Annotated in this window: 14 protein-coding genes and 1 riboswitch; of the genes, 4 read left to right on the top strand and 10 right to left on the bottom strand. The window is 74.5% G+C overall.

All coding sequences use genetic code 11. From position 1 onward, the window contains the following. Positions 1-41: 41 nt before the first annotated feature. Complete coding sequence (locus tag O7606_RS27270; protein ID WP_281596850.1) at positions 42-680, top strand: maleylpyruvate isomerase N-terminal domain-containing protein; 639 nt, start codon at positions 42-44, stop codon at positions 678-680. Between the two features lie 72 nt (positions 681-752). Here O7606_RS27270 and O7606_RS27275 read toward each other — a convergent pair whose 3' ends face one another. Both O7606_RS27275 and O7606_RS27280 read right to left on the bottom strand, forming a co-directional pair. Next, positions 753-1,160 carry a hypothetical protein gene (locus tag O7606_RS27275; protein ID WP_281596851.1) on the bottom strand — a complete coding sequence of 136 codons (408 nt, stop codon included), beginning with the start codon at positions 1,158-1,160 and terminating at the stop codon, positions 753-755. Between the two features lie 157 nt (positions 1,161-1,317). Beyond that, positions 1,318-1,461, bottom strand: a complete 144-nt coding sequence (locus tag O7606_RS27280) for a hypothetical protein (protein ID WP_281596852.1) — start codon at positions 1,459-1,461, stop codon at positions 1,318-1,320. Between the two features lie 365 nt (positions 1,462-1,826). Here O7606_RS27280 and O7606_RS27285 point away from each other — a divergent pair, with 365 nt between their 5' ends. Then, positions 1,827-2,195 (top strand): STAS domain-containing protein, encoded by a 369-nt coding sequence (locus O7606_RS27285; RefSeq protein WP_281596853.1) that lies wholly within the window; start codon positions 1,827-1,829, stop codon positions 2,193-2,195. 64 nt (positions 2,196-2,259) lie between these two features. Here O7606_RS27285 and O7606_RS27290 read toward each other — a convergent pair whose 3' ends face one another. From O7606_RS27290 to O7606_RS27315, 6 genes are all read right to left on the bottom strand, one after another. Then, the gene (locus O7606_RS27290; protein ID WP_281596854.1) at positions 2,260-3,093 is read right to left on the bottom strand and encodes a 5'/3'-nucleotidase SurE; all 834 of its coding nucleotides are present in this window, start codon (positions 3,091-3,093) and stop codon (positions 2,260-2,262) included. A gap of 274 nt (positions 3,094-3,367) precedes the next feature. Next, positions 3,368-4,465 carry a hypothetical protein gene (locus O7606_RS27295; RefSeq protein WP_281596855.1) on the bottom strand — a complete coding sequence of 366 codons (1,098 nt, stop codon included), beginning with the start codon at positions 4,463-4,465 and terminating at the stop codon, positions 3,368-3,370. A gap of 4 nt (positions 4,466-4,469) precedes the next feature. Then, positions 4,470-4,601, bottom strand: a riboswitch (cyclic di-AMP (ydaO/yuaA leader). 154 nt (positions 4,602-4,755) lie between these two features. Continuing rightward, complete coding sequence (locus O7606_RS27300) at positions 4,756-5,670, bottom strand: cation diffusion facilitator family transporter (RefSeq protein ID WP_281596856.1); 915 nt, start codon at positions 5,668-5,670, stop codon at positions 4,756-4,758. Between the two features lie 308 nt (positions 5,671-5,978). Continuing rightward, positions 5,979-8,096 (bottom strand): AAA family ATPase, encoded by a 2,118-nt coding sequence (locus O7606_RS27305; RefSeq protein WP_281596857.1) that lies wholly within the window; start codon positions 8,094-8,096, stop codon positions 5,979-5,981. A gap of 123 nt (positions 8,097-8,219) precedes the next feature. Next, positions 8,220-9,158: an alpha/beta hydrolase gene (locus O7606_RS27310; RefSeq protein WP_281596858.1), complete on the bottom strand. Its 939-nt coding sequence runs from the start codon at positions 9,156-9,158 to the stop codon at positions 8,220-8,222. 254 nt (positions 9,159-9,412) lie between these two features. Next, positions 9,413-9,745, bottom strand: coding sequence for a hypothetical protein (locus tag O7606_RS27315; RefSeq protein WP_281596859.1), 333 nt, complete (start codon positions 9,743-9,745; stop codon positions 9,413-9,415). A 376-nt stretch (positions 9,746-10,121) separates the two neighbouring features. On the opposite strand from O7606_RS27315, the gene O7606_RS27320 reads away from it, so the two are divergent. Together O7606_RS27320 and O7606_RS27325 are read left to right on the top strand one after the other, a co-directional pair. Next, positions 10,122-10,613 (top strand): DUF3145 domain-containing protein, encoded by a 492-nt coding sequence (locus tag O7606_RS27320; protein WP_281596860.1) that lies wholly within the window; start codon positions 10,122-10,124, stop codon positions 10,611-10,613. Positions 10,614-10,694: 81 nt separating this feature from the next. Further along, positions 10,695-12,416, top strand: coding sequence for a glycoside hydrolase family 3 N-terminal domain-containing protein (locus tag O7606_RS27325; RefSeq protein ID WP_281596861.1), 1,722 nt, complete (start codon positions 10,695-10,697; stop codon positions 12,414-12,416). Between the two features lie 409 nt (positions 12,417-12,825). Here the strand turns inward: O7606_RS27325 and fabF are convergent, their stop codons facing one another. After that, positions 12,826-14,052 (bottom strand): beta-ketoacyl-ACP synthase II, encoded by a 1,227-nt coding sequence (gene fabF, locus O7606_RS27330; RefSeq protein WP_281596862.1) that lies wholly within the window; start codon positions 14,050-14,052, stop codon positions 12,826-12,828. A 2-nt stretch (positions 14,053-14,054) separates the two neighbouring features. Further along, positions 14,055-14,294: an acyl carrier protein gene (locus O7606_RS27335; RefSeq protein WP_281596864.1), complete on the bottom strand. Its 240-nt coding sequence runs from the start codon at positions 14,292-14,294 to the stop codon at positions 14,055-14,057. Between the last annotated feature and the right edge of the window lie 76 nt (positions 14,295-14,370).

Genomic DNA, 14,370 nt, shown 5'->3' on the forward strand with positions numbered 1-14,370 from the left:
GGCGCGGCCGATAGGATCGGCCGGATCAAGGTGGAGGTGGCGTGAATCAGACCAGGACGGCGTACCTGACCGCGGCGCGTTCGGCGGTGGCCCTGCTCGGTGAGCCGGCGGTGGCGCAGCGGTGGGACGAGCCGAGCGCGCTCGCCGAGTTCCGGGTCGGCGGGCTGGCCGCCCACCTGGCCGTACAGCTCTTCCGGGTGCCCACCATGCTGGACGCCCCGGCCGGGTCGGACGACCCGATCGACCTGATGGCGCACTTCGGCCGGGTGCCGTGGGTCGACGCCGCGCTGGACGACGAGGTGAGCGTCGCCGTCCGCCGGATCGGTGACGAGCTGGCCGCGCCGGGCCCCACCGCGCTGCTGGCCCGGGCCGGGGCGACCCTGGACGAGCTGCCCGGGCGGTTGGCCGACGCGCCGGCCGACCGGACGGTACGCGTGCCGCCGGGCGGCTGGTCGCTGACCCTGGACGACTTCCTGGTCACCCGTCTGGTGGAGATCGCCGTGCACGTCGACGACCTGGCGGTCAGCGTGGGGCTGGGCACCCCCGAGCTGCCGTCCGAGGTGATCGATCCGGTGCTCACGCTGCTGGCCCGGCTCTCGGTCCGGCGGCACGGTCAGCCGGCGGTGTTGCGCGCGTTCTCCCGCGCCGAACGTGCCCCGGCCGACATCACCGTCTTCTGAGCTTCCGCACGGCTGCGGGCCCCACCGGTGTTCCGGTGGGGCCCGCAGCCGCAGGTCGGGTGTCGGGGGCCGTCAGGTGTCCTGGCCGGCCGGCGAGTTCGGCCGGTCCACGTCGACGAACTCGATGTCGTCCACGTCCCGCTCGCTGCGGGAGCCGACGGCACGGGCCGCCGACCCGGCCGCCCAGCCGATCGCCGCGCCGGCCAGCACGGCGCCGACGAGCAGCGCCCACGGCAGGGCGGGCCGCCGGCCGGCGAGCGCGTCGAAGGCGTGCATGGCCCGCCGCCGGGCCTCGTCGGCGGCCGAGCCGACCAGGTCACCGGCCTCGTCGGCGAACGTGAAACCGTTGGCGCGGGCGGCGCGGGCGGTGTCCCGCACGCTGCTCCCGGCGGAGTCCACGGCGGATGTCAGGTGTTGCCACGCCTGCTCCGCGATCCGCTCGGGCCTGCTCCGGCGCTCCAGCAGTGTGGATCCGAACATCCTGGTTACCTCCCTCGGGTACCGAAGCCGGCGGTCACCGGGACCACGGCGTCACGGTCGGCGGCGCTGGCCGGCCGTCCAGCGTTCAGGTGCCCCGTCCCGCGCGACCGCAAACCCGCCCGGTCGGGGCGGGCCCGACACCGCCGGCAGCGGACGGTCAGCGTAGCGTGACGACGGCCGTGCCGCGGGCGAAGTCGTCATCGTCGTCATCGTCGTCGTCACCCGCGCCGCCGAAGCCGCAGGCCAGCACGAGGGCGAGCAGGGCGCCGACACCGGCCAGCCCGAGCAGTCTCTTGATCATGGTGGATCCCTTCGTCGCCGCTGGGTCGATCCCGGTGTCGATGCTAGGCCCGCCCGGCAACGCGCCGACCACGTCCCGCCGCGCGGGCCCGACCGGCCGGCGCCGGGTGAGCGGGGGCACGCCGGTCCGGTGGGTGCGCCCGGCGTCGACGATCGACGGTTACTCTTGGTCGGCGGACGTTCCGTGCCCGGGAACGAGCGTCCGGCACAGATGAGGGGAAAATTTCGGATAAGGGTGATCCAGCCCGCCCTGATCCACGAATTGCTCATCCCCGGGGGTGGCGACCGAGGCGGTCGGAGGAATACTCTCGGTCGCGGCCCGCGTACTGATGAGGCGCCCGATGACGGGCGAGTGGAGGTGCTCGCGTGAGCCTGTCGATTGTGAAGTCGGTCCTGTCCGGTGGCGTCGTCCAGATCTCCCCGCGTGGGGAGATCGACGTCGACACCGCCTACGAGGTACGCGAAGCCGTCGTCGAGGTGCTGGCCAAGGGCCGCCCGAAGCGCATCGAGCTCAACATGAGGCTGGTCACCTTCATCGACTCCGTCGGCATCAGCGCGATGGTCGCAGGCTTCCAGACCGCCGAGGTGAGCGGGGTGAAGCTCGTCGTCACCGAGCCGAGCCGGTTCGTGCACCGTCAGCTCTGGGTGACCGGCCTGCTCGGTCTCTTCGGCGCTCCGGAGCCGTACTTCGCCGGCGCCGCCGCTCCCGAGCCCGAGGTGCTGCCCGGCGGCTGACCGGCCCGCTGCCAGCCGGCCGTGAGCGTGCCGACAGGCCGGTGGGGCAACCCGTGGCGTGCCGTCAGGTCGGCCGCCACGCCTCGCCGCTGAGCCCGGACAGGTCCACGTCCGACACCTCGGTGACCGCGCGGATCGCGGTCGCCGACGCGTACCCCTCGGCCAGCCAGAACAGGTCGGTACCGGGCTGCACGACCTGTTCCGGCGCCGTCAGGGCGGTACGCAGGTACCCGTGGCCGGTCTCGGCGACGGTCATCTGCGCCTGGCCGAAGCTCGCCAGGGCGGCCCGACGCACCCCACGCAGCCGCTCGTACGGCAGATCCGGGGCGTTCACGTTGAGCACGCTCTCCACCGGGCCGCCGGTGAGCCGGGGCAGCAGGTCCAGCGCCACCCGGGCGGCGGTGGACCAGTGCCGCCCGACGTCCCGTACCCGCATGGCCGGGTTCCCGGCCGGGCCGCCGGCGACGGCTCCGGCGGACGGGGGCACGTCCAGCGAGACCGCCATCGCCCGGCAGCCGTTGGCGGCGGCGGTGAAGGCCGCGCCGACCGTGCCGGAGTGCAGCACCGCCCGGCCGACGTTCGCGCCCCGGTTGACCCCGGCGAGCAGCACCGACGGCGGTGGCCCGAACGCCCCGCGCACGGCGATCAACACGACGAAGCCGGGGGAGCCGGCGACCCCGTAGACGGGCACGTCCGGCAGCTCGGGCAGCGGCTGCTCCCGCACCACCACGTGCCCCTCGTGCTCCACCGCCGTCATCGCCGCGCTCGCCCCGCTGGCCTCCTCCAACGGGGCGGCCACCACCACGTCCAGCCCCCGGTCGACGGCTTCCCCGGCGAGCCGGGCCAGCCCCGGCGCGGTGACGCCGTCGTCGTTGGTGACCAGCACCCGCAGGCTCATCGTCCGACCGTCCGGTCGGCCGCCCCGCTGGGACTGGTCGGCGTCTGCCGGTGGTCACCGGCCGGGGCCGGCACGTGCCTGTCGGGGACGTCCACGCCGGTGCCCACCTCTCGTCCGCTCGCGCGGCCGGATTCCCCGCCCCGGGCCCGTCATGCGACCTCTTTCGCCGGCCGCGGCCGGCGGGCCGGACCCGCCGCGACGCCGGCGGGGCGGTGGACCGGGCCGCGGCCCGCCGCTTCTCGGGGAAGCCGGCGGCGGACCGGGGCGGACGGCGTCAGTAGACCGACAGGTGCACGTGGTTGGTGTGGTCGCTGGACGGGTCGCCGTTGGCGCCGCTGTACGACTTCCAGCCGCTGCTCGGCAGCCAGATCTGCCGGTACCAGATCACGTACAGCACGGCGAGGCGGTCGGCGTTCTTGACGAAGTACGCCGCGAGGTTGTTGCCGTAGGTGCGGTCACCGCCGGTGGCGTCTCCGCCGAAGCCGTTCTTCTGGGCGGCGAAGTCGCAGGCCCGGCCCTTGGGATGCTCGCCGGAGCCGCCGGAGCGGTAGCAGGAGACGTAGCGGGTGAAGCCTGCCGACTTCGCCTGGTTGAGCGCGTGCAGCGTCCGGGGGGTGACGCAGCCGTCGGCGGGGGTCGGGTCGTTCACGCTGCACGACTCCCGGGGCCACGAGCCGTCGGAGTTGCGCGGTGCCGGCTTGGCCGTGGCGGCCCCGGACGACGACGACCCGTTGCCGCCGCTGTTGCCGCCGCCACTGGCCTTGGGCGCGGCGTTGTTCTGCGCGGCGGCCACCGTCAGGGCCCGTTCGGCCTGCTGCTTGCGCTTCGCCATCACCTCGACCTGCTTGCGCTGCTCGGCGATCTCCTTGGCCAGCGCGGTCTTCGCCTGGTTGGCCTGGTCCCGGGTGGCGAGCAGGCCGCGCAGCTCGCGGTCCTCGTTGGCGGCGACCGCGTCCAGCGCGGCGGCCCGGTCCAGGAAGTTCTCCGGCGAGTCGCTCTGCAGCAGCGCGGAGACCGGCCCGAGCCGACCGCTGCGGTACGCCACGCCGGCCAGCGCGCCGACCTTCCGGTCCCGGACGACCAGGTCGGCCTCGATCGTCTTGAGCTGCTCGTCGAGCTTCCGCTGCCGGCCGATCGAGCCGTCCAGCGCCTTCTTGGCGTCCAGCCAGCCCTTGCTGGCCGCCTCCAACTGGGCCCGCAGCGCCGGGGTGCCGCCCTCCGGGTCGTCGCCGGGCGCCTTCGCCGCCAGCGGTGGGGCCGCCGCGGCGGGAACCACCGCCACCGGGGTGACGGCGACGCCGAGGGCGAGCGTCGCGGCGATCAGCGCCACCATCCGGGCGGCGTTACGTCGTACGGGTGCCACTACTGGCATGAAAGTGTCCTTCCGTCAGCCGCCGACCGGGTTAGCTGACGGGTTCGGGACGGAAGATCCCTACCGCGGACGCGGATGCACCCCATGAACATGGTTCCCCGGCTCGCCCTGACTGGCGATTAGGCGACGGTCTCCGCAGGCGCCGATGGGCGCCGCCCGGCGGTGACCGGATCCGAGACTACCGAAGCCGACGCCCCGGCGGCAGCGCAGGCCACCCTGCCTCCGGGAGACGACATCCGCAAAACTGGCATAATCCGGACAATACTCTCCCAGATTTAAGCCTGCCCTAATTACCACTCAACTCGACCACACGCCCCGGGTGACGCAGTGGGCTCGACCTGTAACGTGGCGTGCTCGATGTGGAAGTCCTCGTGCAGCGCGGCCCGCGCGGCGGCCAGCACCGAGCCGACCTCCGCGTCGGGCTCCATGGTCAGGTGGGCGGAGGCGACCTCCATCCCGGAGGTGAGCGTCCACACGTGCAGGTCGTGCACCTCGACCACGCCCGGCACCGTGCCGAGCCGGTCCCGGACGGCGTCCACCTGCAGGTGCTCGGGGGCGGCCTGCACCAGGATCCGCAGCGCGGCCCGGGCCAGCCGCCAGGTGCGCGGCAGGATGAACGCGCCGATCGCCACCGCCACCAGCGGGTCCGCCCACCACCAGTCGGTCGCCATGATGACCAGCGCGGCGGCGATCACCCCCACCGACCCGAGCAGGTCGGCCACCACCTCCAGGTACGCCCCGCGCAGGTTGATGCTCTCCCTGGCCCCCTCGCGCAGCAGGCCGAACGCGACCAGGTTCGCCAGCAGGCCGAGCGTCGCCACCACCAGCATCGGGCCGGTGACCACCTCGTGCGGGTCGCCGAACCGGCGGACCGCCTCGACCAGCACGTAGACCGCCACCCCGGAGAGCAGGACGGCGTTGGCCAGGGCGGCGAGCACCTCCAGCCGGTAGAGCCCGAAGGTGCGCTGCGGATCCCGTCCGGCCCGCCGGGTTGCGGTGATCGCGGCGAGCGCCATGCCGATGCCGAGCACGTCGGTGAACATGTGCCCGGCGTCGGAGAGCAGGGCGAGCGAGCCGGTGCCGAGCGCGGTCACCGCCTCCACCACCATCAGCCCGGCGAGCAGCGCGAACGCCGTCCACAACCGGCCGGTGTGCCGCCGCGCGGCGTTCGCGATCCCACCGTGGTGGTCATGACCTGCGCCCACGCCCACACCCTCCGTCCCTGTGTCGGACCGGATCCAATGTATGTTCACATCGCTATGTGTGCAAGTGACCCACGCCGTGCCGGGCTGCGCCGTGCCGGACCGTGCCGGGCTGCGCCGTGCCGGACCGTGCCGGACCAAGTCGGACCGCGGTTTGCCCTTTGCTCTGCACCCGTGCACGCGCCGGCTACGCGTCGTGACTGACGCGTCGGTGGGTGCAGAGCAAAGGAAGCAAAAAGAACACCATGCCCCGGCCCCATCATGCCCCGGCCCCGCGTCCGGCCCCGGCCCCTTCTCCGGGCCAGTCGGACTCAGTCGACTGGATCGATGGTGGTCAGTCGCTGGGTGGCGCGGGACAGGGCCACGTAGAGGGTCCGTACCCCCGAACCCGGCTCGGCCCGGATCTCACCCGGCGCGACCAGCGCCACCCCGTCGTACTCCATGCCCTTGGCCTGGAGGCTGGTCACCACCTGGAGCCGGGGCGAGGCCAGCCCGGTCAGCCAGCCGGCCACCTCGTCCCGACGCGGCACCGGAGTGATCACCCCGACCGTGCCGGCCACCTCCGCCAGCAGCGCGGCGACCGCCTCGACCGTGCGGGCGGCCAACTCCGCCGCCGACGTCCGCAACGCCACCGGCGGCACCCCGGTGGACCGGACCGCCGTCGGCAGCGGCAGATCCGGATGCACCGTACGGATCTCGGCCGCCGCGACCGCGAAGATCTCCGCCGAGTTGCGGTAGTTGGTGGTCAACGTGAACTCGTGCCGCTTGCGCCGGCCCAGCGCCTGGTCCCGGGCCCGGGTCAGCTCCGCCGGGTCACCGGTCCACGCGGTCTGCGCCGGGTCGCCGACCACCGTCCAGGACGCCAGCCGGCCCCGCCGGCCCAGCATCCGCCACTGCATCGGCGACACGTCCTGCGCCTCGTCCACCACCACGTGCGCGTAGTCCCGGTAGTCGGCCGGACGCTCCCGGGCCGCCGCCCGCTGGGCGCGCTGCCGGTCGGCGAAGGTGCTCAACTCGCGTACCCCGCCGGCGAGCTGGAACGGGTCACGCTGCCGGCGGGCCGGTCGCATCGGCTGGCCGAGCAGGGTGTCCAGCTCGTCGAGCAGCGCGACGTCCGCGATGGTCAGGCCGTCGCTGTCCAGGGTCCGCCAGGCCGCCGTCAGCGCCCGGATCTCCGCCGCGGAGAGGATCCCCCCGGCGTACGCGCGCAGCCGCTCCGGCCGGGTCAGCCAGCCGAGCACGTGACGCGGGTGCAGGCGCGGCCACCACGCCTTGAGGAACTCCCGGAACTCGGTCCGCTCGGCCAGCTCGTCCTCGAAGGCGCGCTGCGTCGGCAGCCCGACGATGCCCAGCTTGCGGGCCTGGGACCAGAGCGCGGCGAAGATCCCGTCGAAGCCGGCGCGGCGAGCCTCGTTGCGCCGTGCGCCCCGGGGCAGCGCCCGGGCCCGGATCGCGTCCAACTCGCCCCGGCCCAGCCGGAGCAACTGCCCCCGGTAGAGCAGCCGGAACTCCGGCGGGCCGTCCGGCGGGGCGTCCCGGGACGCCCGCTCCAGCACCCGTCGCATCCGCAGCGAGCCCTTCACGGCCGCCACGTCCGGCGGGTCGGTACGGGTGGCCGACAGCCCCGGGAAGAGCGTGCCCAACGAGCGCAGGGTGGCGGTGTCCTCGCCCAGCGAGGGCAGCACCGAGGCGATGTACTCGACGAACACCGTCGACGGGCCGACCACCAGGATCCCGCCCCCGGCGTACCGGCTGCGGTCGGCGTAGAGCAGGTACGCCGCCCGGTGCAGGGCGACGGCCGTCTTGCCGGTGCCCGGCCCGCCGGAGACGATGGTCACCCCGGAGGCGGGGGAGCGGATCGCCTCGTCCTGCTCCCGCTGGATGGTGGCGACGATGTCCCGCATGCCCCGTCCGGTCGCCCGGGACAGCGTGGCCAGCAGCGCGCCCTCCCCGACCACCGGCATCTCCGGCGGGGCCGCCGCCGGGTCGAGCAGGTCGTCCTCGATCCGGGTCACCCGCTCCGCCGAGGAGCCGATGGTGCGCCGGCGCACCACGTTGCCCGGCTGTGCCGGCGTGGCCTGGTAGAAGGCGGCGGCGGCGGGGGCCCGCCAGTCCACCACCAGCGTCTCGGCGTTCTCGCCGCGGACGCCCAGCCGGCCGACGTGCAGCACCGAACGGTCCCGCAGGTCGAGTCGGCCGAAGACCAGCCCCTCGTGCTCGGCGTCCAGCAGGTGCCGCCGCTGCGCGGCGTGGAACACCATCGCGTCCCGCTCGACCAGCGCCCCCACGTTGCCGACCCGGGCCAACTGGTAGCCGTCCCGTTCGGCGCGGGCGGCCGACCGCCGCAGCTCGGCCAGTCGGGCGTACACCCGGTCGAGATGCCGTTGTTCGACGGCCATCTCCTGTTCGAGGGTGTTCTGGTCGGTCACGCCCGTGCTCCTGTGACGATCGGCTGGTCTCAGACGCCGGACGGACGCGCGCCGCGCCCTCCCGACCGGCTGAGGGTACGGGGAGCCGCCGGTCACCGTCGCGCCGGTGCGGGAAGAGGCCCCCTACCCGCCAGCCGTCAACAGCGGACCCGCCCCGGCGTCGGCGTCGGCGAGGACCCGGCGGAGCACACCGGTCAGGGCGGCGTTGACCTCGTCCGGCCGTTCCATCATCAGCATGTGCCCGGCGCCGGGGCAGACGGTCAGCTCGGTCTGCGGCAGCGCCGCCGCGATCGACTCGGCGCACGGCGGCGGGGTGAGCCGGTCCCGGTCGCCGACCAGCGCCGCCGCCGGCACGTCGCCCAGCTCGGCGAGGGTGTCCAGCCGGTGCTGCGCGCCGATCGAGGCCCGGAAGCCGCCGATCGAGCGGAGCGTGGCCCGGGCCACCGCCGAGGTGACCAGGCGGACGTCGGTCGGGTCGCACCGGTCGCCGAAGAGCAGCCACCGCAGCGACGGGCGCAGCGCGCGCAGCAGCGCCTGCGGGGGCCGCCACGCGCCGCAGCGGGCCAGCACCCCGGCCCCGGTCGTCTCGGCCAGTCGGATCAGCCGGGCGATCCGGGGGGAGAGCCCGTACGCGGTGTGGGTGTGCCCCTCGGCGGTCGTCGACACGAAGACCAGCCCGGCGGTACGGGCGGCGAAGTGCCCGGGGTGGCGGTGCGCGTACTCCATGATCGTCATCCCGCCCATGGAATGCCCGACCAGCACCACCGGCCCGGTCGGCGCCAGCTCGTCGAGCACCACGGACAGGTCCTCGCCGAGCTGCGCCAGGGTGGCCGTGGGCAGGTCCATGCAGCTCGACCGCCCGTGCCCCCGGGCGTCGTAGGTGACCACCCGGACCCGGTCGGCGGTCAGCTCCGCGAGCCCGGCGAGCTGCCGGTGCCAGCTCCGCCCGTCCAGGGTCCACCCGTGCAGCAGGACCACCGTGACCTCGGCGTCGGCGGGGCCGGTGACCTCCGCGTGCAGCCGTACGTCGTCGGGAAGCCGCACCTCGTACCGCTCCGGCATCGCCACCTCCCCTGGAACCGGGCCGACCCGGCGTCGCCGGGTACCCGGCGGTAACCCATCGGCTACCCGCCATCAGACCACGCCAATCGTGGCGAGAGAAGATTCACCGGGCCGGATCGGCGCGGAGGGTCAGAAATCTATCGACGCGAATTCCGTTCACGGCGGATCCCGTTCCCGGCGGATCCCGGGCACGACGAGAGCCGCCCGCCGGGTCGACCCGGCGGGCGGCTCTCGTCGCGTGTCGCGTACGGAGGTCAGGCCGCCTCGAAGACGCCGGCCTCGACCAGGCGCTTCTCGGTCGCGTCCCAGCCGTCGCCGGGGTGCGTGGCGTTCAGGTTGTTGATCTCCGCGCGGATCTTGGCGGCGTGCCCGGCGGCGGCCAGCACCCGGATCTCCTCGACGAAGGCCTCGGAGTCGGTGCGCAGGTGCGCGGTCTTGCCGTTGGTCAGGTTCCGCACGTAGGCGTGCTTGCCGCCGTTGAGCGGGATGAGGTACTTGAACTCGCCCAGCACGCTGAGGGCGCCACCCTGGCCAGCCTGGCCGGCCCGGACTGACGCGCGCGCGGTCTTAGAGGTGTTGCTCGCCACGGAGGTACTCCTTGCAAGACGTACGGGAGGACGGGAAGTCCGGGGGCGTGCGGACCGCCCCCTGGAGGGAGGGCGGGCCCGCGTCAGGCGTGGCGCCGGGCCGCAGGCTGGTGCAGGTGCCGCAGGCCGGTGAGGCGCCACAGGGTGGTGCGCGGCGGCACAGACCGCCGAGTGAACTGTACACGATCCCGGTTCCCCGGACGGTCGGTGACCGTCCCCCGACGCAACCGCCGCCACCTGCCGGGCTATTCCGTCCGGCGGATTTTCCGATTCTCTGGCGCATCATCCGCCACACCAGTCATCATGTGTTACCTGGTACCACTTGGCGATCGAGGTCGTAGGGGAAGACGCACCTCGCTCTCCGGGAGGTTCCACCGTGCCAACGCGTGGCGTCGTATACGTCCACTCCACTCCGCTCGCCGTGTGCCCGCACGTCGAGTGGGCCATCGCGCGCGTGCTCACCGCGCCGGTCAGCCTGCAGTGGACGGCCCAGCCCGTCGATCCCGGCGCCCGCCGGGCCGAGTGCGGGTGGACGGGCCGTCCGGGTACGGGCGCCGAGCTGGCCGCTGCCCTCCGGCAGTGGCCCATGATCCGTTACGAGGTGACCGAGGAGCCCAGCCCCGGCGTCGACGGTGAACGTTTCATGTACGTGCCGGGCCGGGGCCTGTTCCGGGCCACCGTGGGCGCGGCCGGTGACATCCAGCTCGGCGAGGACCGGCTGCGCACGATCATGGCCGCCGCCCGGGGGCCGGAGGCGCTCGCCCACGCCCTCGACAAGGCCCTCGGCACCTCCTGGGACGCCGAGCTGGAGCCCTACCGCTACGCCGGCGACGGCGCCCCCGTCACCCTCCTCACCCGGGTCGGCTGACCCGCCCACCCCTCCCCGGCCGGGGAGGGGTGGGAGCGGGGGATTTGGTGGGCGTGGGGGAAGGCTGGTGGGATAGGGGGTGTGTCGTCCCTGCTTCGGCGTACCGGCGCCGCCTCCGTCCTGCTGGCCGTCCTCGGCGCTGCGGGGTGCGCGGGGACAGCGGGACCGTCGGCCGCCCCGAGCGCCAGCCCGACGGTGACCACCTCGGCTCCCAGCCCCAGCCCGGCCGCCGACCCCGCCGCCCGGGCGGCCGAGCTGGTCGCCCGACTCGCCGACGAGGACCTGGTCGGGCAGGTGCTGATGCCGTACGCCTACGGCAGCTCGGCCACCGACGTGTCGGCCGGCTCGGCGCAGGGCAACAAGGCGCTGGCCGGGGTGGCCACGCCGGCCGAGATGGTGGCGAGGTACCGGCTCGGCGGGCTGATCCTGGTGGGCTTCTCCGCCGACGACCCGACCTCCGGCAACCAGGAGACCACCAACGTCGACAACCCGGAGCAGGTCCGCGCGCTGACCGGTGGGCTGCGCGCCGCCGCCGGCAAGCTGCCCGCCGGGGCGGCGCCCCTGCTGATCGGCACCGACCAGGAGTACGGCGTGGTCACCCGGATCACCGACGGCGTCACCCAGTTGCCCAGCGCCCTGGCGGCCGGCGCGGCCGACGACCCGGCCCGGACCGAGGCCGCCTGGCGGGCCGCCGGCGCCGAGCTCGCCGCCCTCGGCATCAACCTCGACTTCGCCCCGGTGGCCGACGTGCTCGCCACCCGCAGCACGGTGATCGGCTCCCGATCCTTCGGCGCCGACCCGAAGCGGGTCGGCGCGCAGGTCGGCGGGGCGGTGCGCGGCCTCCAGGGCGCCGGGGTGGCGGCCACCCTCAAGCACTTCCCCGGCCACGGCCACAGCGCCGCCGACTCGCACGCCGAGCTGCCGGTGCTCACCCAGCCCCGCAGGACGCTCGACGCCGGGGCGCTGCCCCCGTTCGCCGCCGGGATCGACGCGGGGGCCTGGGTGGTGATGTCGGCCCACCTCGACGTCCGGGCGGTCGAGCCGGGCGTGGCCGGGACGTTCTCCCGCAAGCTGCTCACCGACGTGCTGCGGGGCCAGCTCGGCTTCCAGGGCGTGGTGGTCACCGACGGGATGAACATGGCCCCGGCGAAGAAGTACCCGCCGGGCGAGGCGGCGGTCCGGGCGCTCAACGCCGGCAACGACCTGATCCTCATGCCACCGAACGTGACCCGGGCGTACGACGGCCTGCTCGCCGCGCTGCGGGACGGCTCGCTGCCCCGTGCCCGGCTGGTCGAGGCGGTGACCCGGGTGTTGACCCTGAAGTTCCGACTGGCCGACCTCCCGACCCCGGACCCGGCCGCCATCGGCGACGAGGCCCACGTGCGGGCCGCCCGGGACCTGGCCACCGCCGCGGTGACCATGCTGCGTGGCTCCTGCTCCCGGGCGAAGGTCCCCGGCCCGGTCACCGTCACCGCCTCCGGCGGGCGGGACCGGACGAAGGCCGCGTTGACCGAGGCGCTGACCGCCGCCGGGGTGCGGGTGGTCCCCTCCGGCGGCACGGTGGTGCACCTCGTCGGGTACGGCGACGGGGCCGGCGACCTGAGCGCCGACGCCGACGTCACGGTGGCCATGGACACCCCGTACGTGCTGGCGAAGGCGACGTCACCGGTTCTGCTGGCCACGTACTCGTCGAGCCGGGCGTCGATGGCCGGGCTCGCCGACGTGCTCGCCGGGCGGGTCCGCCCGACCGGGCGTGCCCCGGTGCCGGTGCCCGGCCTCTCCGCCGGGACCTGCGCCCGCTGACCGGCGGCGCCCCGGCAGGGACGGCTGGGCGGTGGTCCGGCCCGCGCCCCGGCCGGAGCGCTTCCTGCCGGAGCGACCGGCGTGCGACCGGCGAGTGGAGGCACGTGGTGGGTTGTCGAGTCGCGACAGCGTCCCGCTGCTTGAGAGCAGGCAACGGGCAGGGACGGGGCCGCCCGGTGACGGCTCCGGCTGCCCGGCGGCGCGCAGACGAGGGAGAGGGGCTTCCCGGCGGTGCGGACGCTGGGCGTTCCTCGCCGAGAGCGCCGGGACACCGCCGGGCGTGTCGCGGAAGGCTGCGCGGTCGCGTCGGGGCGGCGGCGGGGACGGCGGACCCGCGCCACCCCGACGCAGAAACGGCCCGGGCCCCGCTGCCGTGGTACGACAGGGGGCCCGGGCCGATCGGGGTGACTCAGGGACGGGTGAAGACGAGCGCCACGTTGTGCCCGCCGAAGCCGAACGAGTTGTTCAGCGCGGCGGGGACGTCCATGTGGCGGGCCTTGTTGGCGGCCACCTCCATGTCGAGGCCGTCGTCCGGGTCGTCCAGGTTGATCGTCGGGGGCACCACGCCGTCCCGGATCGCCAGGATCGTGGCGATCGACTCCAGCGCGCCGGCCGCCCCGAGCAGGTGACCGGTCATCGACTTGGTGGCGGTCAGCACGGGGTGGTCGCCGAGGGCCCGGTGCAACGCCACGATCTCCGCCAGGTCACCGACCGGCGTGGAGGTGGCGTGCGCGTTGACGTGCACGATGTCGCTCTTCGCCACCCCGGCGTCGGCGATGGCCTTCGCGATGGCCCGGACCGCGCCCGCGCCCTCCGGGTGCGGCTGCACGATGTCGTACCCGTCGGAGGTGATGCCGGACCCGGCGAGCCGGGCGTAGACCCGCGCGCCGCGGGCGGCGGCGTGGTCGGCCCGCTCCAGCACCACCACGCCGGCGCCCTCGCCGAGGACGAAGCCGTCCCGGCCCTTGTCCCACGGACGCGACGCCAGCTCCGGCTCGTCGTTACGGGTGGACATGGCCCGCATCGACGCGAACCCGGCCATCGGCAGCGGGTGGATGACCGCCTCGGTGCCGCCGGCCACCACCACGTCGGCCCGGCCGGCGCGGATCATGTCCAGGCCGAGCGCGATGGCCTCCGCGCCGGTGGCGCAGGCGCTGGCCACCGCGTGCACGCCGGCCTGCGCGCCCAGCTCCAGCCCCACCCAGGCGGCGGGACCGTTCGGCATCAGCATCGGCACCGTGTGCGGGGAGACCCGCCGCGGGCCGGACTTCTCCAGGATGTCGTCCTGGTTGAGCAGGGTCACCGCGCCACCGATCCCGGAGCCGACGCTGACCCCCAGCCGCTCCGGGTCCAGCCCGGAGTCGGCCAGGCCGGCGTCCGCCCAGGCCTGGTGCGCGGCGATCAGGGCGATCGCCTCGGACCGGTCGAGCCGGCGCAGCTTCACCCGGTCGATCAGCCCGCCCGGATCGACGGCGAGCCGGGCGGCGATACGGACGGGAAGCTGGCCGGCCCACTCCTCGGTGAGCGCGCTCACCCCGGAGCGGCCGGCGAGCATGGCCTCCCAGGTCGACGCGACGTCCCCGCCCAGCGGGGTCGTCGCGCCGAGCCCGGTGACGACGACGTCGGAGCGACTCATGATCAGGACTGCGCCTCGATGAAGCTGACGGCGTCCCCGACGGTCTTCAGGTTCTGCACCTCGTTGTCCGGGATCTTGACGCCGAACTTCTCCTCCGCGGCCACCACGACCTCCACCATGGAGAGCGAGTCGACGTCGAGGTCGTCGGTGAACGACTTCTCCTCGGCCACCTCGTCCGGGTTCACCCCGGCCACCTCTTCGAGGATCTCGGCGAGGCCGGTGGTGATCTCGTCACGGGTCATTGCGATGTGCTTCCTCTCCATAAGGGTGTACACGTCCGACAGCGGTGCCGGCGGACGGGAACGGCGGGCTGACGCC

It is taken from the genome of Micromonospora sp. WMMD882 (assembly GCF_027497255.1).
Taxonomy (GTDB): Bacteria; Actinomycetota; Actinomycetes; order Mycobacteriales; family Micromonosporaceae; genus Micromonospora.